This window comes from Taklimakanibacter deserti (genome assembly GCA_003574785.1).
This window is the reverse complement of the sequence record QORU01000014.1, coordinates 1-18884: the sequence shown is the minus strand read 5'-3', so window position 1 is coordinate 18884 and position 18884 is coordinate 1. Positions and strand designations below refer to the sequence as shown.

20 protein-coding genes are annotated in these 18884 nt (G+C 62.6%); 16 read left to right on the top strand and 4 right to left on the bottom strand.

All coding sequences use genetic code 11. The features are described 5' to 3' along the window. Positions 1-2: 2 nt before the first annotated feature. Genes DS839_RS26460 through DS839_RS26450 form a run of 3 tightly spaced genes read right to left on the bottom strand, consistent with a single transcriptional unit; the run spans position 3 to position 2101 of the window. Complete coding sequence (locus DS839_RS26460; RefSeq protein ID WP_119273508.1) at positions 3-791, bottom strand: alpha/beta fold hydrolase; 789 nt, start codon at positions 789-791, stop codon at positions 3-5. Continuing rightward, the gene (locus DS839_RS26455; RefSeq protein WP_119273507.1) at positions 788-1573 is read right to left on the bottom strand and encodes an aspartate dehydrogenase; all 786 of its coding nucleotides are present in this window, start codon (positions 1571-1573) and stop codon (positions 788-790) included. Before DS839_RS26455 ends, DS839_RS26460 begins: the two co-directional genes overlap by 4 nt. A 6-nt stretch (positions 1574-1579) precedes the next feature. Beyond that, entirely contained in the window at positions 1580-2101 is a 522-nt protein-coding gene (locus tag DS839_RS26450; protein ID WP_119273506.1) for a cupin domain-containing protein, read from the bottom strand. A 149-nt stretch (positions 2102-2250) separates the two neighbouring features. Between DS839_RS26450 and DS839_RS26445 the strand changes: the two genes are divergently transcribed. From DS839_RS26445 to DS839_RS26410, 8 genes are read left to right on the top strand one after another with little or no spacing between them, the layout of a single operon-like run. After that, the gene (locus DS839_RS26445) at positions 2251-3873 is read left to right on the top strand and encodes an FAD-dependent oxidoreductase (RefSeq protein WP_162918817.1); all 1623 of its coding nucleotides are present in this window, start codon (positions 2251-2253) and stop codon (positions 3871-3873) included. 16 nt (positions 3874-3889) lie between these two features. Further along, positions 3890-4861, top strand: a complete 972-nt coding sequence (locus DS839_RS26440) for a thiamine pyrophosphate-dependent dehydrogenase E1 component subunit alpha (RefSeq protein ID WP_162918816.1) — start codon at positions 3890-3892, stop codon at positions 4859-4861. Position 4862: 1 nt separating this feature from the next. Next, positions 4863-5840: an alpha-ketoacid dehydrogenase subunit beta gene (locus tag DS839_RS26435; RefSeq protein WP_119273504.1), complete on the top strand. Its 978-nt coding sequence runs from the start codon at positions 4863-4865 to the stop codon at positions 5838-5840. Next, complete coding sequence (locus DS839_RS26430; RefSeq protein WP_119273503.1) at positions 5840-7060, top strand: acetoin dehydrogenase dihydrolipoyllysine-residue acetyltransferase subunit; 1221 nt, start codon at positions 5840-5842, stop codon at positions 7058-7060. The genes DS839_RS26435 and DS839_RS26430 overlap by 1 nt, the downstream gene beginning before the upstream one ends. Positions 7061-7081: 21 nt before the next feature. Then, entirely contained in the window at positions 7082-7405 is a 324-nt protein-coding gene (locus DS839_RS26425) for an NIPSNAP family protein (RefSeq protein ID WP_119273502.1), read from the top strand. A 10-nt stretch (positions 7406-7415) separates the two neighbouring features. Next, the gene (locus tag DS839_RS26420) at positions 7416-8318 is read left to right on the top strand and encodes a hypothetical protein (protein WP_119273501.1); all 903 of its coding nucleotides are present in this window, start codon (positions 7416-7418) and stop codon (positions 8316-8318) included. Further along, complete coding sequence (locus DS839_RS26415; protein WP_119273500.1) at positions 8315-9256, top strand: 3-hydroxyacyl-CoA dehydrogenase NAD-binding domain-containing protein; 942 nt, start codon at positions 8315-8317, stop codon at positions 9254-9256. Before DS839_RS26420 ends, DS839_RS26415 begins: the two co-directional genes overlap by 4 nt. An 18-nt stretch (positions 9257-9274) precedes the next feature. Then, positions 9275-10027 (top strand): SDR family oxidoreductase, encoded by a 753-nt coding sequence (locus tag DS839_RS26410; RefSeq protein ID WP_119273499.1) that lies wholly within the window; start codon positions 9275-9277, stop codon positions 10025-10027. Between the two features lie 15 nt (positions 10028-10042). On the opposite strand, the gene DS839_RS26405 is transcribed toward DS839_RS26410, so the two are convergent. Further along, positions 10043-10798, bottom strand: a complete 756-nt coding sequence (locus DS839_RS26405) for a pyrroline-5-carboxylate reductase family protein (protein WP_119273498.1) — start codon at positions 10796-10798, stop codon at positions 10043-10045. A gap of 56 nt (positions 10799-10854) precedes the next feature. On the opposite strand from DS839_RS26405, the gene DS839_RS26400 reads away from it, so the two are divergent. From DS839_RS26400 to DS839_RS26365, 8 genes are all read left to right on the top strand, one after another. Continuing rightward, positions 10855-11595, top strand: coding sequence for a GntR family transcriptional regulator (locus tag DS839_RS26400; protein WP_119273497.1), 741 nt, complete (start codon positions 10855-10857; stop codon positions 11593-11595). A gap of 186 nt (positions 11596-11781) precedes the next feature. Next, entirely contained in the window at positions 11782-12891 is a 1110-nt protein-coding gene (locus DS839_RS26395) for a branched-chain amino acid ABC transporter substrate-binding protein (protein ID WP_162918815.1), read from the top strand. A 109-nt stretch (positions 12892-13000) separates the two neighbouring features. Then, positions 13001-13951: a branched-chain amino acid ABC transporter permease gene (locus DS839_RS26390; protein WP_119273495.1), complete on the top strand. Its 951-nt coding sequence runs from the start codon at positions 13001-13003 to the stop codon at positions 13949-13951. Beyond that, positions 13951-14943, top strand: coding sequence for an ABC transporter permease subunit (locus DS839_RS26385; RefSeq protein ID WP_119273494.1), 993 nt, complete (start codon positions 13951-13953; stop codon positions 14941-14943). Before DS839_RS26390 ends, DS839_RS26385 begins: the two co-directional genes overlap by 1 nt. Further along, positions 14940-15773, top strand: a complete 834-nt coding sequence (locus tag DS839_RS26380) for an ABC transporter ATP-binding protein (RefSeq protein WP_162918814.1) — start codon at positions 14940-14942, stop codon at positions 15771-15773. The genes DS839_RS26385 and DS839_RS26380 overlap by 4 nt, the downstream gene beginning before the upstream one ends. Beyond that, positions 15694-16443, top strand: a complete 750-nt coding sequence (locus DS839_RS26375; protein ID WP_119273492.1) for an ABC transporter ATP-binding protein — start codon at positions 15694-15696, stop codon at positions 16441-16443. Before DS839_RS26380 ends, DS839_RS26375 begins: the two co-directional genes overlap by 80 nt. Further along, on the top strand, positions 16436-17728 hold the full coding sequence (locus DS839_RS26370; protein WP_162918813.1) for an NAD(P)/FAD-dependent oxidoreductase: 1293 nt from the start codon (positions 16436-16438) through the stop codon (positions 17726-17728). Before DS839_RS26375 ends, DS839_RS26370 begins: the two co-directional genes overlap by 8 nt. 516 nt (positions 17729-18244) lie before the next feature. Then, positions 18245-18754: a hypothetical protein gene (locus DS839_RS26365; RefSeq protein ID WP_119273490.1), complete on the top strand. Its 510-nt coding sequence runs from the start codon at positions 18245-18247 to the stop codon at positions 18752-18754. Positions 18755-18884 lie beyond the last annotated feature (130 nt).

Below are 18884 nucleotides of genomic sequence, written 5' to 3'. Positions count from 1 at the left end.
AGTCATCTCTTCAGAAATTCGTCGAGAAGGCGAGCGAAGATGTCCGGCTTCGTAGCAGGATAGAAATGTCCACCCTGCACGCGCACGAGCCGTGCTCCTTCTATGGCCTCGGCAATCTCGACACTGTGCTGCATTGGAATCATCAGATCGTCTTCGGCAGCGATCACCAGTACAGGCACCTTGATCTTGCCAAGCTCGGCAAATCTGTCGAAATCGAGCAGCATGCGGATGCGCGCTTCCATCACCGGCAAGGGCGTCAGCCTTTCGGCCGCTGAGGCCACCGCAGCCTCGAGGCTTTCTCCGTGAGCCGCGATCCATTCCGGCGTATAGCCCAGCACATGAGTGAGCGTCTGGTATTCAGCAACCATACCCTCACGCAACAGGCTCGAGCGCACGCCAAACAACATGCGCATGCGGGCATCGGGCCTGGCCCAGCTTCCACTGATGGTGCAGGAGAGGCTTCTATCCGGCGCATCGAGGGCAAGGCTCTGCACGATGGCGCCGCCCGTCGAATGTCCCACGAGATGCGCTCGCTCGATCTTTTCCTGGTCGAGAATGCCGACGATGTCCTCGGAGATGACGCTGATCCGATATTCTCCTTCCGGCCGGTCGCTGCGGCCGGCGCCACGGTGATCGAGCGTGATCACGCGGTAGCGGTCTGTCAGAAGCGCCACGACACCGTTCCAAAAGCGTCCATCGCCACCCAGCCCCGGCATCAGCATGACAGGCGGCCCGGAACCTTCGGCTTCATAATGGATGCGGCATCCGTCCTTAGCCACGTGGATGCTCATGCCGCCCTCGCCATGACCTGGCGATGATCCTCGAGCAGGCGGATGACGCTGAAGGCCGTGATCAGCGAGGTCTTGGGATTTTCGGGATCGGGCGCATTGTCGAATTCCATATGCGCGCTGCCGAGACGACTCTCGACATCGATCTCATGGCAATTGCCGGAAACTGCCGGGTCGGCGATCACGCGCACTTGCACGGGCGCAGGCGATGCCGCGAGCGCCACGGTGAGCGCGGCATTGAGATTGCGCGGATAGAGCTTCGCCCCCTCGGACGGCGATCCCTCGAACAACGCCACCGGTTGCGACAGGCTGTCAGGGTCGTGCCCGCACGCCGCGAGCTCGGCGCGCCAGGCGGCAACGGGCTTGCGCGAAGAGTAGCGGATTCGAGCATCGGGCATGAGCGCCGCGATGCGCACATAATCGAGCCCGGCAACCGCACCGCCTGCAATTGTGAGCGCCACTCTTGCATTCTTGGCGCAGTGGATGAGTCTCGAAAACAACGCGCCATCGGCCAAGGCGCCCGTCGAGCAGATGATGACCGGAATGCCGTTGTTGAGGATCGGCTCCATCAACTCCACGACGGCTTGCTGACCCGCCGCCTCCACGACGATATCGGGCCGATGCGCCAGAAGTGCTGCGAGACCGTCCACGGCTGAAATCTTGATGCCGTCCGGAAGACGCTTGCCCCGGCGCATCAGCAATGTCACGGAATCCTCAGGCCGATGGCCGAGGTGGGCCAGCACCTGCTTGCCGATGGCGCCCGCTCCGATCAGTCCGACATGCATGCTGGATCAGGGCTGGCGCTGGTCTTGCGGCTGTGCGGCGAAGACGGTGCGCCGCTCGATCTCCAGCACATCGGCGGGGCGCGGGAAATTCACCGGCACCTTGTCGCCGGCCTGGCGCGGGCGCCCGATCTCGCGGAAGAAATCTTCAAGTCCATTGGGAATGATAAGCCACACCCATTTGAGATTGCCCTCGCCTTCATTGATGAACATATGCCGGTTGTTCTTGCCGAGGAACAGCGCGGTGCCGGGCAGCATCGGGAATTCCTCGCCCTCGACCACCGCCCGCCCCTTGCCCTCGAGGACGAAGATGGCCTCTTCATTGCGGTCATGGCTGTGCTCGCGCACATAGCCGCCGGGCGCCACCGTCTGGGTTCCCATGGCGAAAGGATGCTCCATGTTGACCAGATGCGGCGCCAATTGCACATCGATATGGCCATTGGCGGGAACCGGCTGCCAGTAGCTTTGCGTCTTTTCCGGTCCGTTCACCAGCACCGCTCCCTTGGCGACAGGCTTGCTCGCGACAGACATGATTTCCTCCTGTTATCAGCGACCTGCGGTCAATTTCATCTCACAGGTTAGCACGCTCATAAGTGCATACACAATAGTAGACACTTGTGGCGACTTGCTTCATACTCGCTATCGTACAGGCAAAGGCCTGTGAGGATCGGTTGAGGCCAATGAACATCTCACAACAGGCCTGCGATGTCCTGATCATCGGCTCCGGATCTGCCGCACTCTCGGCTGCGCTGCGGGCCGCCAGATCCGGGCTCGATGTCCTCATTGCCGAAAAGACCGGACTGCTTGGCGGCACCAGCGCCATGTCGGGCGCGGGCGTCTGGATACCGGCCAATCATGTCGCCAAGGCTGCCGGCATCGCCGACAGCCGCGAGGACGCGCTCACCTATTTGCGCGCCGCCTCTCCTGAAGGCTGGGCGCAGGACGAAGACCCGCTGTGGCAGGCTTTCGTCGAGGCGGCGCCGCGCATGCTTGAATTCATCGAGCGCGAAAGCCCCCTCTCCTTCGCGCTGGTCAATGAGCCTGATCCGATCGCCGAGAAGCCGGGCGGCAAGATAAGGGGCCGTATGGTTTCGCCGAAGCCCATGAGCCGCCGCATCCTTGGCTCCTTCACGCGCAAGATCCGGTCTTCGACTCTGGTACATATCTTCACCTATCAAGAGATGGTCGATCTCGATCCCTATCATCATCCGATCAGAGCCGGCCTTCGTGTCCTTCATAAGCTTGCCTGGCGCTGGCTCACAAATAGCGGCGGCCAGGGAACCGCGCTGATGACGGGCCTCATCCGCGGCTGCATGGATGCTGGTTGCCGCTTCCTGCTCGAGTGCCGCGCGCTGCACCTGACGACGAATGAGATCGGCAATGTCAGTGGTGCGGTCTTCGCCCGCAACGGAGAAGAGCTTCGGGTCACGGCGCACCGCGGCGTGGTGCTGGCGACGGGCGGCTTCGAATGGGATCCCGAACTGCGCCAGAAACACTTTCCGGGTCCGCTCGACCGGTTGGGCAGCCCTTCCACCAATACCGGCGATGGCCAGCGCATGGCGGCCGCCATTGGCGCGAAGCTCGATCGCATGGATCAGGCCAATGTCTATCCCAGCCTGCCGACCAGGTATGAAGGCAAGCCATATGGCCTGCCGATGACCTTCCAGGCAGAGCCGCATTCCATCGTGGTCAACCGCCATGGCCGGCGCTTCGTCAGCGAGAGCGATTTCAATATAGGCGAAGCGCTCGACCGTCGTGATCCCACGACCGGCGAGCCCATCCATCTTCCGGCCTGGATCGTCGCCGACAAGCGCTTCCTGTCGCGTTCTCTGCCTTTCCGCTGGTATGCCGCTTACGACAAGTCCTGGATCGTGAAGGCCGACACACTGGCAGACCTCGCCGCAAAGATCGGCCTTCCGGCAGAGGCCATCGCCGACACGGTCGCGCGCTACAACGACCACTGCGACAAGGGCCGCGACACGGATTTCCATCGCGGCGAGTCGGGCTGGGAAGACTACAAGACTCATGGCCCGGCCAATCGGCTGGGCCGCATCGACACCGGCCCTTTCATCGCCATGTCGCTCAACCGCTCGATCCTCGGCACCAAGGGTGGTGCGCGCACCAATGCCAAGGGCCAGGTGCTCAGGGAAGACGGCAGCATCATTGGCGGGCTTTATGCGGCGGGCCTCGCCATGGCCAATCCGATCGGCACCCGCGCTCTCGGCGCCGGGACGACACTCGGTCCCAATCTCACCTGGGGCTTCATCTGCGCCGAGACAATCATGAAGCAGAATGCCGGCTGACGAAGGACTTGCCCGAATGAAGAATGCCCCCTCGATCGAAGAGCATGTCGAGATGTACCGCAAGATGATCGTCGTGCGCCGGCTCGAAGAAGGTCTTGGCCGCCTGCACAAGGAAGGCAAGACGCGCGGCCCCATTCACCGCTGCGACGGCCAGGAGGCGGTCGGGGTGGCGGCCGCCGCGGTGCTGCGCGAGGGCGACAAGCTCACCAGCACCCATCGCGGCCACGCGCACTACATCGGCAAGGGCCTCGACGTCTATCCGGTGATCGCCGAGATCTTCGGCCGCGCCACGGGTTCCTGCGGCGGCCGTGCCGGCCACATGCTGATCGCCGATGCCGCGAAAGGCCTCATCGGCGGCAATGCCATTGTCGGCGCCGGCATCCCGGCGGCCACCGGCATGGCGCTCTCGATGCAGGTTCTGGGCAAGAAGGATGTCGCCATGTGCATCTTCGGCGATGGCGCCGCCCAGACCGGCATCTGCCATGAGGCGATGAACATGGCCGCCCTCTGGAAGCTCCCCGTCGTCTTCGTGCTCGAGCACAATCAGTTCGGCCTGACGGTGCCCTCATCCGTCCAGTCTTCGGTCGCCGATCTCTCGCTGCGCGCTCAGGGCTACGACATGCCGGCCGAGATCGTGGACGGGAATGATGCCGTTGCCGTCTATCGCGCTGTCGCTTCCATGGTGGATCGGGCGCGGCAAGGTCGGGGCCCGGGCCTGATCGAGGCCAAGACCTATCGCTGGGAAGGCTTCTCGACTTCCGACATGGGTGGTTACCAGACGCCCGAAGAAATCGCCGCCTGGAAAGCGCGCGATCCCATTCGTATCGCCTATGAAGCATTGAAGAATGAAGTAGGCGCGGCCGCTCTCGATGAGATCGAGCGCCGCGCCACCTCGGAAGTGGAGGAAGCCTTCACCAGGGCGCTGGCGGATCCCTTCCCGGCCTTCACCGTGCCTGCCCCCTATGCCGCCTATGCGGGAGCGCAGTGACATGGCGATGATGCGTTATGCCGAAGCCCTGAATGCCGCCTTGCGCGAGGAGATGCAGGCGGATCCGAGCGTCTTTCTCTTCGGCGAGGATATCGGCCGCTATGGCGGCGTGTTCAAGGTGACGAAGGGCCTGATGGAGGAGTTCGGCGAAACGCGCGTGCGCGACACACCGATTTCCGAGCAGGCGATGACGGCGATGGCGGTGACGGCGGCGATGACCGGCACGCGGCCGGTGCTCGAGATCATGTATGCCGATTTCGTGCCCCTGTCGCTTGACGCGCTGATCAACCAGGCCTCGATCTATGAATATATCTGGAACGGCCAGGTGCGCATGCCCTTCGTGCTGCGCACCCAGGGCGGCGGCGGCGCCGGCGCCGGCGCGCAGCATTCGAAATCGCTCGATTCCATGCTGGCCCATGTGCCGGGCATCAAGGTGGTGGCGCCAGTGACGCCGGCCGATGCGAAGGGCATGCTCAAATCCGCCATCCGCGACAGCCAGCCGGTGGTCTTCCTTGAGCACAAACTCCTCTACAACACGCGTGGCGATGTGCCGGATGATCCTGATGTCACCGTGCCGCTCGGCAAGGCGGTGACCCGCCGCCAGGGCCGCGATGTCTCGATCTTCGCCACGTCGCGCATGGTGCTCGAAAGCCTGAAGGCGGCGGAAGCCTTGGAGAAGGACGGCATCTCGGCCGAGGTCATCGATCTGCGCTCCCTCCGCCCGCTCGATGTCGATGCCATCGCTTCATCGATCGCCAAAACCAACCATGCCGTGGTCGTCAATGAGGGCTGGAACTTCTGCGGCTATGCGGCGGAACTGTCGGCTACCATCATGGACCGTTGCTTCGATGATCTCGATGCCCCGGTGGCGCGCGTGACCTTGCCCGACATGCCGGTTCCCTATAGCGAGCCTCTGGAAATGGCGGTGCTGCCCGATGCCGGCAAAATCCGCGAAGCCGTGCTGCGGACGGTGAAGTGATGACGCAAGCGCTACGCCATCCGATCGTCATCGGCAGCGCCGGCGGCGAATATATGGAATCCGTCGTAGTGGTGGACTGGGCGATAGAGCCCGGCGACCCGGTCAAGACCGGCCAGACCATCGTTACCGTCGAAACCGCCAAGGCCGCGACCGAGATCGCCGCCACGCAGGATGGCTTCCTGGCCGAGATCCTCCATGCCGCCGGAAGCGAAGTGCCGGTCGGATCGGTGCTGGGCTATGTGAGCGACCGGCCCGAGGCAGCCGCACCGTCGAGAGCCACAGCGGACGAGCCGGCCCCTGCTCCCATCGAGCATGTCGTTGCTTCTTCACCGCGGGCCGCGCGACCGATCGTCAGCCCGCTCGCCCGCCGCCTCGCGGCCGAAGCCGGCCTCGATCTGTCGCAACTGAAAGGCAGCGGCCCGAATGGCCGAATCAAGAAGCGCGATATCGAGAAGCTTGCGAGACCCGCCATCTTGCCGGCCAGCGATAGTGCGCTTCCCATCGTCTTCCTGCATGGCTTCGCCGCCGACCGCAATATCTGGCGCTGGGTGATACCGCTTTTGCGCCTGCGCAACCGCGTGATCACGCCGGATCTGCCGCGCCATGGCGGCGCGCTCGAGACTCCGGCGAGAAGCATCAGCGATCTCGCCGCCGCCGTCGCCACTTCCCTCGAAGGCCAGGGGATCAGCGATGCACATGTCGTCGGCCATTCGCTGGGCGGTGCGGCGGCACTCGCTCTGACGGGCTTTGGCGCCTTGCGGATCCACTCTTTATGTCTGCTCGCGCCAGCGGGCCTTGGCCCCGAGATCAATGGTGGATTCCTCGGCGGCATTGCCGGGGCGCAAACGCCGGAGAGCCTCGCCCCCTGGCTCGAGGCGATGGTTGGCGATCCCAAGGTCCTGCCTGCCAATTTCGCGCAAGCCGTTCTCCGGCAGAGGCGCCAGGATAATTCGGCTGAAGCGCAGTTGCGGCTTTCCGCCGATATTTTTCCGAATGGCACGCAGCAGCAGGACCTCGCCGCCAATCTGAAGGCTCTACGCATCCCCGCCAAGATCATCTGGGGCAAGAAGGACCGGATCATCCCCATGGCGCATGCGTTCAAGGCGCCGGGTACGACTGCCCTTCATCTTCTCGACGAGACGGGCCACGTGCCCCATCTCGAATGTCCCGACATCGTCGCGCGTCTCATCGACGAGCTCATTCTCGCCACCGGCCGATAGCCACAAATTCAGGAGCACGAAATGATCTTCGATCACCGCATCTACACCGCCCGCCCCAATCGTATGGGGCATTTCCTCAAGCTCTATGAGGAAATGGGCTTGCCCATGCAGCGCCACTATCTGGGCGAGCCCTTCGGCTTCTTTCAGACCCACATTGGCGAGCAGTCGCGTATCGTGCATCTGTGGAAATATGACAGCCTCGCCGACCGCGAGGCGCGCCGCGACACGATGGAGGCCGATCCCGAATGGCAGGCTTACAGGCGCAAGGTCATCGAGACGGATCATCTCCTCGACATGCGCAACCAGATCCTGAAGCCCGTCACTTTCTTCAATCCGAACAAGTGAAGCAGGCGGCATGAAACTCGACTTCGAATCGGGCGGCGAGCGCTGGAGCATCAGCTGCGAGGAGGCGAAAGCGCCGCGGACGCTGGCCTGTCTCGCCTCTTGTCTGCCCTTACCGCTGCAGCTCCACACGCCGAAGATCGCCGGCAATCACATCTACTGGCATGCACCCTTCGTCACCGAAGTGGAGAGCGGCATGGATGTCGTGCGTACCCCGCCGGGCGCCTTCATCTATTGGCCGGTCCGCCAGTTTCTCGAAATCACCTTCGCCCCGCTGCAGGCCGAGACCGCGACCGTGACGGTGCTGGGCCAGCTCGACGGACCCGTCGACGGCATCGCCCGGCTGGCGGCCAGATTGCGCGAGGATCAGGGACGGCAAATCTTTACGGGTAAGCTCTCGTTCGCCGGCGCTGCTTCTTCGCCCGCTCCATCGCCGAAGACCTTGCTCATTCCCAACGACCTTCACGCGGCGCGGCTCAAGCTTTGGGCGGCCTGTCCGGAGGATGTGAAGAAGCTGACCCAGTCGCGCGGGATCATGCATCCGGCGGGGCCGGTGCTGATGGCCGAATCGGAAGCCCGCATCCTGCATGAGAATCTGTGGTGGATCCGCGAACGCCGCGCCGGTGGCGAAGTCATAGCACTTCGCTATGCGGCGGCTCTCGCCTTGAACCGCGCGGCGACCCGCTTGCGCGATTTCTGCCATCTGACCTCATCGTCGAAAATCCTGTTCGATCTGGAGACGGCGATCGACTCTGATCCCGCTCTGTTCGAGCCTCTGCTCGACGAAGCCATTCTGTGCAGCGGACGTCTTGCCGCCTGGATCGACCTGCAGATTCCGTGGAACGCAATCAATGAGAAGTTCCGCGCGGTCCTGGCAGCACATCCAGCACCCGCCATGGCGGCTGTGGCAACATGACGGCCGCAACTGATATCACCCGCCGCCCGGTCGGCGTCGTGGGCTTCGGCATCATCGGCCAGCGTTGGGCGGCGGCTTTCATCCATGCCGGGCTCACCGTCAGGGCCTATGATCCGGATGAGGGACAGTGGCAGCGCTTCGCGGAGGTGCAGCCGGCCCTTCTTGCCGATCTCGACGCTCTGCACGGCCCCGCTTCGCGCAACGGCACCATGATCTTCTCGACCAATATGGCCGAAGCCCTGGCCGGAACGGGTTTCATTCAAGAGAACGGCCCCGAACGGCTCGAGCTCAAGCAGGAGCTGCTGCGCGAGATCGAGCGCCATGTCGCGGATGATTGTATCATTGCCTCGTCGTCTTCGGCGCTCTCGGTCTCGGAGATGCAGAGCCGTTGCGTCAGGCCCGAGCGCGTCGTTCTCGGCCATCCCTTCAACCCCGCGCATCTGATGCCACTGGTCGAGATCGTCGGAGGCGCGAAAACACAGGCCCAAACCGTTGCGGTTGCGCGCGCTTTCTATGACTCCATAGGCAAGAAGCCGGTCGTCCTCAATCGCGAGATCACGGGACACCTGGCTTTGCGGCTGATGGGAGCGATGTGGCGCGAGGCTATTGCCCTCGCCCGTGACGGCGTCGCCAGCATCGCCGATATCGACCGCGCCTTCATGTATGGGCCGGGACCGAAATGGACCTTGCAGGGCTCCTTCATTTCCAATCATCTCAATGCCGAAGGCATCGAAGCGTTCTTCCGGAAGTATGGCGGGACCTATCAGGACATCTGGGACGACCTTGGCGTCGCGAACTTGAACGATGAGACCGCTGCGGCTGTCGCGGCATCGATGCAGAGCGCCGTCAAGGGGCGCAGCCATGCGCAATTGCGCGCCGAGCGTGACGAGGGCCTCATCGACATCCTCAAAGCACTGAACCGTCACGGTGCTCTTTAAGAGAACGGAGTTGGCCCCATGGCATTGCAACCCTATCGTTCGGCATTGGTCACGGGTGGATCGAAAGGCATTGGCGCAGCCATCTGCCGCAAGCTAAGAGAGCGCGATCTGACGGTCTATGCCGTAGCCCGCAATCGCGAAGCGCTCCAAGATCTCGCGCGCTCGATCGGCATCATCCCTGTCGTCGCCGATGTGCGCGACACGGCTGCCCTCGTTGCGAGTCTCAAGGGCGCCGAGATCGACATACTGGTCAACAATGCCGGTGGTCTCGCCACCGTGCGCCCATTGCATCTGCAGACGGCGGCTGAGATCCGCGACACGATCGATCTCAACCTCACCGCGCCCTTGCAGCTCGTCCAGGCGCTGCTGCCCGGCATGATCGGGCGCAAGCGCGGGCATGTCTTCAATATCACCAGCACGGCGGGCCATGCCGTCTTTCCGGGCACCGTCACCTATGGCGCCGCCAAAGCGGGCCTTGCCCACGCCGGCAGCATTCTGCGCTACGATCTCGCCGGCTCGAATGTGCGGATCACCGAGGTAAGCCCTGGCCGGGTCGAGACCGAATTCTATTTGCAGGCCTTTGGCGGCGACCGGCAGGGCCTGAAGCAGAAGATGTACACCGAGCAGCGCGCCCTGACGCCCGATGACGTCGCAGCCGTTATCGCTGCGGCACTCGCCATGCCCCAACATGCCGACCTCGCGCGCATCAGTGTCGAGCCCACCGACCAGGCGACCGGCGGACACATCTATGGCACTTTCCATCCCGAGTGACCGCGGATTCAGGTCTCAGCTTTGGCGCAAGCGCGCCAGCACGGCGTCCGAGGCTTCCGACCATGCCGCCGACACATTGCGGCGCTCCAGTGTCTTGAGGCCGAGCTCGGTGATGCCGCCCGGCGTGGCGAGCTGGCGGAGGATCGTCTCCATGTCGCCTTCCGCCTCATCGGCCATGCGTCCTGCGGCCACGAAGGTCCGCGCCATCAACTGCCGCGCGGTTTCGGCCTCCACGCCATGGCACTCGATCCATGCCGCACTTTGCCGGATCAGATCCTGCACCCAGCCATATATTGCCGCACTCACCGTCGCCGTCTCGAATTCTTCCTCGCTGCGCAACACGATGACGGGACCCAATGGATCGATCAGCGGCCGTGCCGCGGCGATGTCCGGGAAGATCGTCGTCGGACTCGCCCCCAATTCGCAAGCCGTGATGGGCATGGCCCGCACGATCCGCGCTGGTGGCGCCGCCTCCCGCAATTTCCCGATCGTGACGCCGGCGCAGGCGGAGACGATTGTATGGCGCTGGGTCCAGGGCAGGCCGGCCAGGGCTGAAACTGCGTCCTTGGGCCGGACCGCCAGGAGCACCAACGGGCAGCCTTCCACCAGCTCCCGATTGCCGGCCGCGACCGGAATGCCATGCCGAGCAGCGAGTTGCGGTGCCTGCCCGCGGGGCGAAAGCAGGAGGTCTGTAGGCTTCATGCCACTATCGAGTAGACGAACAATGATGGAGCGTGCCAGATGGCCTACGCCGAGAATGCCGACAGTCATCGCCTGGGTCCTTGCGCTCGCCCGGTTGACAAGCAGAATTTGAGAGGTTCGAGGAGATGCAGAAGCCCAAACGGACGCCGACGGCCCGCCGATCCGCCGATAGCGGCGAGCGCGCCTATAAGGCGATCCGCAAGCAGCTGGTCGAGTTCAAGCTGAAGCCCGACCAGCGCATCAACGAGATGGCGCTGGCCAAATCGCTCGGCGTCTCGCGCACACCGATCCGCGAAGCGCTGAACCGGCTGGCGAGCGAGGGCTTCATTGCTTTGACCCCCAATCGCGGCTTCTTTTTCAAGGCCCTCGATATCGACGCCCTGCTCGATCTCTATGAGCTGCGCGCCATCATCGAATGCGCCGCCTTCACGTTGATGTGCGAGAGGGCCTCCGACGCCGAGCGCGACCGATTGCAGTCCTTCTGGGACGACGCCAAGGTGGGTTACCGGGAACGCGATCCCGATGACATCCTGGTGCTCGATGAAGCCTTTCACCTGCTGATCGCCGAGCTCTCCGGCAATCCGGAGATCGTCAACCAGCTCGAGGCCATCAATGCCCGCATCCGTTTCATCAGGCGCATCCAGATCCAGCATGTTTCGCATGATTTCGACATGGTGAACGCCCATACGCAGATCGTCGCGGCCGCGATGAACCGCGACGCCGCCGCCGGTACCGCGGTGCTCAGGGCCCATCTCGAGATGACGGTTTCGGCCGCTCAGCGGGCCCTGAAAGACGCCCTGCTCAACGTCTATATGGAGAAGACAGACGCCTCCCCCCGCCGCCGGGGAGCTATCCGGTCCCGCTGATCTCATCTTTCTACATTTTTGTCTTCAGTGCTGTCTACACTTTTCTTGACGTCTCCTCCGTTGTCTGTTGTGATGGATTCAAGGCTCGCAGACGGCAAGCCGACGTCGGCCGGACAAGGTTTTTTTCGCAATCCTTGGAAATCGCGAAACCGCGCGCCCGGAACAAAGGACAACTGGAGGAACACGATGAGGAAATTCGCCGCAACCCTTCTCGCCACGGTCTTCATGGCGGGCTCCGCCTGGTCGGAGGAGATCACTATCGGCCTGTCCGGTCCGCTCTCGGGACCGCAAGCCTATTTCGGCTCGACCTGGCACAACGGCTTCAAGCTCTATGTCGACAAGCTCAATGCGGCGGGCGGCGTCAATGGCGTGACCGTCAACTACAACCAGCAGGACGACAAGGCGGACCCCCGCGAAGGCACGCTCGTCGCGCAGAAATTCTGCGACGACGACACGGTCGTCATTGCGCTCGTCAACTTCAACAGCGGCGTCGCCCAGTCGACCTTGCCGATCTATGACGAATGCACGCTGCCCAACATGACCTTCGGCTCCAACCCCTCGCTGACCCAGCAGGGCTATAAATACATGGTGCGCCCGGTTGCCAATGATCTGGCCGGCGCCCTGCTCCCGGCCGAATATGCCGTGAAGAAACTCGGCCTCAAGACCGCCGTGGTCATCAATGACAAGCAGGTCTTCGGCCAGGGCATTTCCGAGATCTTTACCAAGAATTTCGAAGCCGCCGGCGGCAAGGTGCTCTCGACCGTTTCGGTGACGCCGACCGATGTCGACTTCACCGCGGTTCTGGCCCAGGTCAAGACACAGAATCCCGATGCCATCTATCTGGGCGCCGTCATGCCGCAGCTCGCCCTGTTCGCTCGCCAGATGAAGGAGCAAGGTGTCGGCGCCAGGCTTTTCGTTCCGGACGGCGGCTACACGCCCGACCTCATCAGCCAGGCAGGCGAAGCGAATGCCCAGAAGGTCGTCGTCGCGATCCAGGTGCCACCCATGGATGCAAGCCCCGCCATCGAGGACTTCGCCAAGCAATACAAGGAGAAATATGGCGAAGAGCCCGGCGCCTACTCGATCTATGGCTTTGTCCAGGGCCAGATCCTCGAACAGGTGCTGAAGACGACCAAGGGCCTGACGCGCGAGGACCTCAATACCGCGCTGCATGGCGTCAAGGTCTCGACTGCGGTCGGCGATCTCGAATTCGACGAGACGGGCGAGCTCAAGAAAGCGCCGTCCTATCTCTATGAGGTCGACGGCAAGACCTTCAAGCTGATCGGCTCGTATTGAGGAACCCGGACCGCATTTGCATGCGTTCCGGCCAGCGTGTACGCCAGTCCGGCGAGGTACCGGACTGGCGGGACCGCAATGGAACATTCAGTCACGCAGGTCATAGGTCATGTGGGGTACGATCGTACAGCAAACCTTCAATGCCCTGACGATCGGGGCAATCTACGCGCTGATCGCGCTCGGCTATACGATGGTCTATGGCGTGCTGCGCATGATCAATTTCGCCCATGGCGAGATGTTCATGCTCGGCGCCTACGCCGCCTTCGTCCTGCTGGCGCTCATGGTACCCGACATCGGGGCGGCGGGTGCACTTGCTTTGACGGCTGCCTTCTTCGGTGCGGTGCTCGCGGTCGGCTTCATCGGCGTCGGCATCGAGCGGTTGGCCTACAAGCCTTTGCGTCATTCGACCAGGCTTGCGCCGATGCTGAGCTCGCTTGGCGTCTCGCTCTTCCTGGTGACCGGCGTCCAGATCGCCGCAGGCCCGCAGCCGCGGATGTTTCCCGGCATCTTCCCGCACCAGCGCTATGAGATTTTCGGCGGAACGATCACCAGCACGCAGATCGGCATCCTGGTCGCGGCCGTCATCTTGATGCTGGGCCTCCATTTCTTCGTCAACCGCAGCCGTCTCGGCATCATTGTGCGCGCCGTTTCCGAAAGCCGTCCCACCGCGCAATTGCTCGGCATCAGCGTGAACGGCGCCATCAGCCTGATCTTCTTCTTAGGCCCCCTGCTCGGGGCCGCGGGCGGCATCCTCTATGCGAGCTATTATGGCATCATGACGCCGACCATGGGTGCGGTCGTCGGGATGAAGGCCTTCACCGCGGCCATCCTCGGCGGCATCGGCTCGATCCCCGGCGCCGTGCTCGGCGCCTTCATCCTGGCTTTCGTCGAAGTCATCGGCACCGCCCTCTTGCCGATCGTGAGCCACGGCGCGCTCGGCACCGAATATCGCGACGTCTTCGCTTTCGTCATCCTCATCCTCGTCCTTCTCTTCCGCCCGGCCGGCCTTTTGGGCGAGGCCGTCTCGGAAGAGAGCATGGTCTATAAGAGGGAGTTCTGATGACCTCGACCGCCTTAACCGCGACGACCGCGCGCGCGCCGCGCTGGCTCGCCTTCCTCCTGATCGCGGTTGCGGTGGCGCTGATCGTGGCGACGCCTTTCCTGCCCAATTACTATATCCGCGTCGTCAACAGCCTTCTGATCTATATCCTGCTCGGCATCGGCCTCAATATCGTCGTCGGCTATGCCGGGCTCCTCGATCTGGGCTTCGTCGCCTTCTATGCGGTCGGCGCCTATACTTATGCGCTGCTCGCCAGCAATCAGATCGGCGTTCATCTGCCGCTCCTCGCCATCCTGCCCATCGCCGCTCTGATCGGCGCCACGACCGGCATATTGCTGGGGCTCCCGGTCTTGCGGTTGCGCGGCGACTATCTCGCCATCGTGACGCTGGGCTTCGGCGAGATCATTCGCATCGTCATCAACAACATGGACCGGCTGACCAACGGCCCCAAGGGCATTCCGGCCCTCGACCGCGTCGATGTGCTCGGCATATCCGTGGCGCGGCCGGCCGGGATCTTCTGGCTCCTCGTCGTCACCTGCATCCTTGCGGGCCTCGCCGCCTGGCGCCTTCAGACATCGATCCTCGGCAAGGCCTGGGCGGCCATTCGCGAGGATCAGGATGCAGCGGCGGGTGTCGGCGTCAACACCACCAATGCCAAGCTCGCGGCCTTCGCCATCAGCGCCACCATCGGCTCGATCGCCGGCGTCATCTTCGCCGCCTCGCAGCGCTTCGTGAGCCCGGAAAGCTTCACCCTTCAGGAATCGATCCTGATCGTGCTTCTCATCGTCATTGGCGGCATCGGCAATATTCTCGGCATCATCGCCGGCGCCGCCATTCTCATTCTCCTGCCCGAGATCCTGCGTGAATTCGCCGAATGGCGCATTCTGTTTCTCGGCCTTCTGATGGTCGTCCTCATCATCATCCGTCCGGGTGGCATCGTGCCGCGCAGCCTGGGACCGGATGTCCTGTTCAGATCGCTGTTTCGCCGATGAACCTGGTATTCGAGAATCTGCGCAAGCAATATGGCAACAACGTCGCCATCGATGACGTGTCGGCGGTGTTCGAGCCGGGGCTGATTCACGGCATCATTGGCCCCAATGGCGCGGGCAAATCCACGCTCATCAACATGACGGCCGGCTCCTATACGCTGACATCGGGGCGCATCCGGTTAGGCGACATGCAAATCAGCGGCCTCAAGAAATACCAGATCGCCAAGAGCGGCATCGCCCGCACCTATCAGAATATCCGGCTCTTCGACCAGATGACGGCGCTCGAAAATCTCGAAGTCTGCTATTACGCCGATGACGCGGCGCTGGCCTGGAAGGAGGTCCTGTGGCCGCCTTATGCGCAAGCCCGCGGCGCCGAGCGCCGCGAGCACTGCCGCAGAGCGCTGATGAAATTCGACCTTCTGCCCTGGACCGATGAGCATGCCGGCAGCCTTCCCTATGGCCGCCAGCGCATGCTGGAGATTGCGCGCGCTCTGGTGCGCGATCCGAAAGTCCTGCTGCTCGATGAGCCGGCTGCCGGCCTCAACCACGCCGAGACCGCCGAGCTCACCGCGAGACTCTCGGCGCTGCGCGCGCCCGACCGCATCATGGTCATCGTGGAGCATGACATGGATCTGGTCATGGCGCTCTGCGACCGGATCCTAGTCATGCATCACGGCAAGCTCCTGTTCCAGGGAACGCCGGCCGAAGTGCAAAGCAACACCGAGGTACAACAAGCCTATCTGGGTACGTCCAATGACATCGACGAGATCAAATCCGCTGCTCAGGATCGAAGGACTAAGCTCGGGCTACGGCCACGCCAACGTTCTGGCTGACATCGATCTCACGGTCCACAGCCAAGAGATCGTCGTCATTCTGGGCCCCAATGGCGCCGGCAAGACGACTCTGCTCAATTCCATCTCGGGCGTCGCCAACATCACCAAGGGCCGGATCAGCTTCGACGGCCGAGACATCACCGGCGCCCGCCCCGAGACCGTGGTGCGCTCGGGCCTGACCCATTGTCCGGAAGGGCGCCAGATCTTCCAGCGCCTCACTGTCGAAGAAAACCTCATCGCCGCCCATATCGGGCGCGGGCCGAAGAGCTTCGAAGCCTTGCGTGAAGAGGTCTTCGCCCTCTTTCCGATCCTGAAGGAACGCCGCAACAGCATGGCGAGCCGCATGTCGGGTGGCCAGCAGCAGATGCTGGCGATCGCCCGCGCCTTGATGGCGGAGCCTAGTCTCCTGATGCTCGATGAGCCCTCTCTTGGCCTCGCCCCCAAGCTCGTGCACCAGATCTTCCGTATCATCCTTGATCTGTCGCAGACCGGCATCTCGATCCTTCTCGTCGAGCAGAATGTGCAACTGGCGCTCGAATGCGGCGACTATGCCTATCTGCTCTCGACCGGCCGCTGCAAGCTCGATGGCGATGCGCGCGAGATCGCCTCCCACAGCGCCATGGGCGAGCTCTATCTCGGATCGGCTACAGAAGACCATTTGCATGTTTGAGATCGACTGGAAGACACCGCATCTGTGGCGCAAGAATGCCGGACAGCCTGAGACGCGCTATCCCGCATTGACCGGCGAAGCGAGCGTCGATGTGGTCGTTGTGGGTGGTGGTTTCACCGGTCTTTCCGCCGCCATCGCCGCAGCGGGCACCGGGCTCAAGGTGATGCTGCTCGAAGGCAACGAGATCGGAAGCGCTGCTTCCGGGCGCAACAACGGTCTCGTGATCTCGCATCATTCGAAGGCGTCTCCTTCCGAAATCGAGGCCGCCTTCGGGCCGATTTATGGCTCGAGATTCAATTCTCTCGTTGCCGAGGCCGCACCGGCCGCTTTCGCACGCATGCGCCAATACGGCATCGATTGCGACCAGGTGCAGAATGGCTGGATCCAGCCCGCCCATTCCAAGCAGGCGCTTCTGCGGGTGCGCAAGTTCTATGAGGAATGGATGGCCTTCGGCCAGAAGGCGACGTGGCTCGAGGCGGCGGACATCCTGGATCAGGTCGGCAGCCGCTATCCGGGCGGCTGGATTCTCTATAACAGCGGGCATGTCAATCCTTACGCCGCGGTTTGTGGCTTCGCATCGGCCGCGGCAAGACTGGGCGTAAATGTCCGTGAGACATCTCGCGTCACAGCGATTACGCGCGACGGAGGGCGCTGGCGCCTTGCGACCGCGCAAGGCAGCGTGACCGCCGATCAGGTCGTCGTGGCCACCAATGCGCTCACCGGGAAGTTCTGGCCGCAGCTCAACCGGGCCATGGTCCCGATCCAGGTCTTCCAGGGCGCCACTGCGCCCATCCCGCCGGAGCTGCGCAGCAAGATCCTGAGGAACAATCCGGCCGTCTCCGACACGCGCCGCGACATTCGCGCCTTCCACTACGACCGCAATTTTCGCATCGCGACGGGCGGCACGCACATGGTGTGGCTTGATGCCCATGAGCGCGGGCTCGCGAGCTTGCGCCGTCGCCTTGCCGACGCCTTCCCTGAGCTCGGACGGAATCCGCAGGTCGAGGAATATTGGGAAGGTGTGCTCGCCGTTGTTCCCGACCGCAAGCCGCGCCTGATGCGGCTCGCGCCCGGCATACTGTTCGGAGGCATCTATTCGGGGCGCGGCGTTGCGCTTTCAATCTCCCTTGGCGAGAAAATGGGACTGTGGGCCGCCGGGAAACTTGACGATGCCGCAATGCCAATGCCTGTTACAAATCTTCGCTTGGTGCCCTGTCATCCACTCGCCGTTCAGGTCGCCCGTCGAATCCATGTCGTGCACAGAATGCAAGATCGAATCTGCTAGGCATAAGGAGCGCCTGGCCGAGCTTCAGTGCTGGTTCTTGGACGCCGCCAGCGCCGCGCAGATGTCAGCCGCGCATCGACTTATCATAGCTCGATGAACAGCAGGGGTCTTGCGCGGACAAAAAGGCGTTCACTCCTCTTCAGGCAAAGCGCTGTCTCTTACTGCACACGCAGCGCACACGAATCCATCTAACATATTGAATTACTTGGATTATTACTCCGATCCCTCATCGGGCAAACCGAGAAGCTGTGCCCCGGAAACAGCGTCTTCACCTCAATCTCATTTCTTCTTCGCATCCAGAGTATTTGGCCCGCCTTTTCCTTCCGTCACAATGGAAAAAGGCGCCAAGAGACGCACAGGGCCCCGCCGGAAAATGAGTGCCCCAGTGCGGGTGAGTTCACAACTCGGTCCAGATTCAACTCTGATTTCCACTGTTGTTCAAACGGCGTGGTGAGAAACGGCTGCGCGTCAACGGCAGGACAAACCCTGCGCACCGAATCAATCTGGAGACCACCCATGAACGTTCACGTGAAACCGCCGAACTCGCCACTAAACGGGGTCGGCAGGCTGAAAAAGACACTGATTCTCTCTTTATTATGCCTGTTTGCAGCGAACAGTTCCTTCGCCGGCGACGGCGAATCTTCCGGCAGCCGCCTGTTCACGAAATGGCAAAAGAATCAGATATCGATTTCCAACGACAACGGCGGCTACATTGTTGAGTATGCGTTGCGCAAGGCGTCAATCAATAGATCCAGTTCGAAAGTAAGATTCAGCGGCCGTTGCGCTTCGGCCTGCACCATGTTTCTGGGCCTGCCTCACCATAAGATGTGTATCGCGCCCGGCGCCTCCTTCCAGTTCCACATGCCGCGGGCAGGCTCGGTCGGCGCGACACGTCAGGCAAAACGCTTTCTCTACCGCAATTATCCTGGCTGGGTGCGCTCCTGGATCGCCTCGCGCGGCGGCCTGTCCAGTACAATGATCACGATGAACCATAACTACGCCAGCAAGTTCATCAGAGCCTGCTGACGGGAAAGGCCATGCATGGTGCGTTGACCCTCAACTAGGGCCTGTTTACAATCAGCGGATAGCGAAGAAAGCGGCGACGAGGCTGATGAACCCGGCAAAGCAAGCATCGGTCTTTTCGTAGCGGGTTGCG

Bases quoted from the DNA above. Each gene is read 5' to 3' on its own strand.
- DS839_RS26450 (WP_119273506.1), bottom strand. From the start codon at position 2,101: ATGTCTGTCGCGAGCAAGCCTGTCGCCAAGGGAGCGGTGCTGGTGAAC.
- DS839_RS26445 (WP_162918817.1), top strand. From the start codon at position 2,251: ATGAACATCTCACAACAGGCCTGCGATGTCCTGATCATCGGCTCCGGA.
- DS839_RS26435 (WP_119273504.1), top strand. From the start codon at position 4,863: ATGGCGATGATGCGTTATGCCGAAGCCCTGAATGCCGCCTTGCGCGAG.
- DS839_RS26455 (WP_119273507.1), bottom strand. From the start codon at position 1,573: ATGCATGTCGGACTGATCGGAGCGGGCGCCATCGGCAAGCAGGTGCTG.
- DS839_RS26395 (WP_162918815.1), top strand. From the start codon at position 11,782: ATGAGGAAATTCGCCGCAACCCTTCTCGCCACGGTCTTCATGGCGGGC.
- DS839_RS26390 (WP_119273495.1), top strand. From the start codon at position 13,001: ATGTGGGGTACGATCGTACAGCAAACCTTCAATGCCCTGACGATCGGG.
- DS839_RS26370 (WP_162918813.1), top strand. From the start codon at position 16,436: ATGTTTGAGATCGACTGGAAGACACCGCATCTGTGGCGCAAGAATGCC.
- DS839_RS26410 (WP_119273499.1), top strand. From the start codon at position 9,275: ATGGCATTGCAACCCTATCGTTCGGCATTGGTCACGGGTGGATCGAAA.
- DS839_RS26380 (WP_162918814.1), top strand. From the start codon at position 14,940: ATGAACCTGGTATTCGAGAATCTGCGCAAGCAATATGGCAACAACGTC.
- DS839_RS26405 (WP_119273498.1), bottom strand. From the start codon at position 10,798: ATGACTGTCGGCATTCTCGGCGTAGGCCATCTGGCACGCTCCATCATT.
- DS839_RS26460 (WP_119273508.1), bottom strand. From the start codon at position 791: ATGAGCATCCACGTGGCTAAGGACGGATGCCGCATCCATTATGAAGCC.
- DS839_RS26375 (WP_119273492.1), top strand. From the start codon at position 15,694: ATGACATCGACGAGATCAAATCCGCTGCTCAGGATCGAAGGACTAAGC.
- DS839_RS26400 (WP_119273497.1), top strand. From the start codon at position 10,855: ATGCAGAAGCCCAAACGGACGCCGACGGCCCGCCGATCCGCCGATAGC.
- DS839_RS26365 (WP_119273490.1), top strand. From the start codon at position 18,245: ATGAACGTTCACGTGAAACCGCCGAACTCGCCACTAAACGGGGTCGGC.
- DS839_RS26425 (WP_119273502.1), top strand. From the start codon at position 7,082: ATGATCTTCGATCACCGCATCTACACCGCCCGCCCCAATCGTATGGGG.
- DS839_RS26440 (WP_162918816.1), top strand. From the start codon at position 3,890: ATGAAGAATGCCCCCTCGATCGAAGAGCATGTCGAGATGTACCGCAAG.
- DS839_RS26385 (WP_119273494.1), top strand. From the start codon at position 13,951: ATGACCTCGACCGCCTTAACCGCGACGACCGCGCGCGCGCCGCGCTGG.
- DS839_RS26415 (WP_119273500.1), top strand. From the start codon at position 8,315: ATGACGGCCGCAACTGATATCACCCGCCGCCCGGTCGGCGTCGTGGGC.
- DS839_RS26430 (WP_119273503.1), top strand. From the start codon at position 5,840: ATGACGCAAGCGCTACGCCATCCGATCGTCATCGGCAGCGCCGGCGGC.
- DS839_RS26420 (WP_119273501.1), top strand. From the start codon at position 7,416: ATGAAACTCGACTTCGAATCGGGCGGCGAGCGCTGGAGCATCAGCTGC.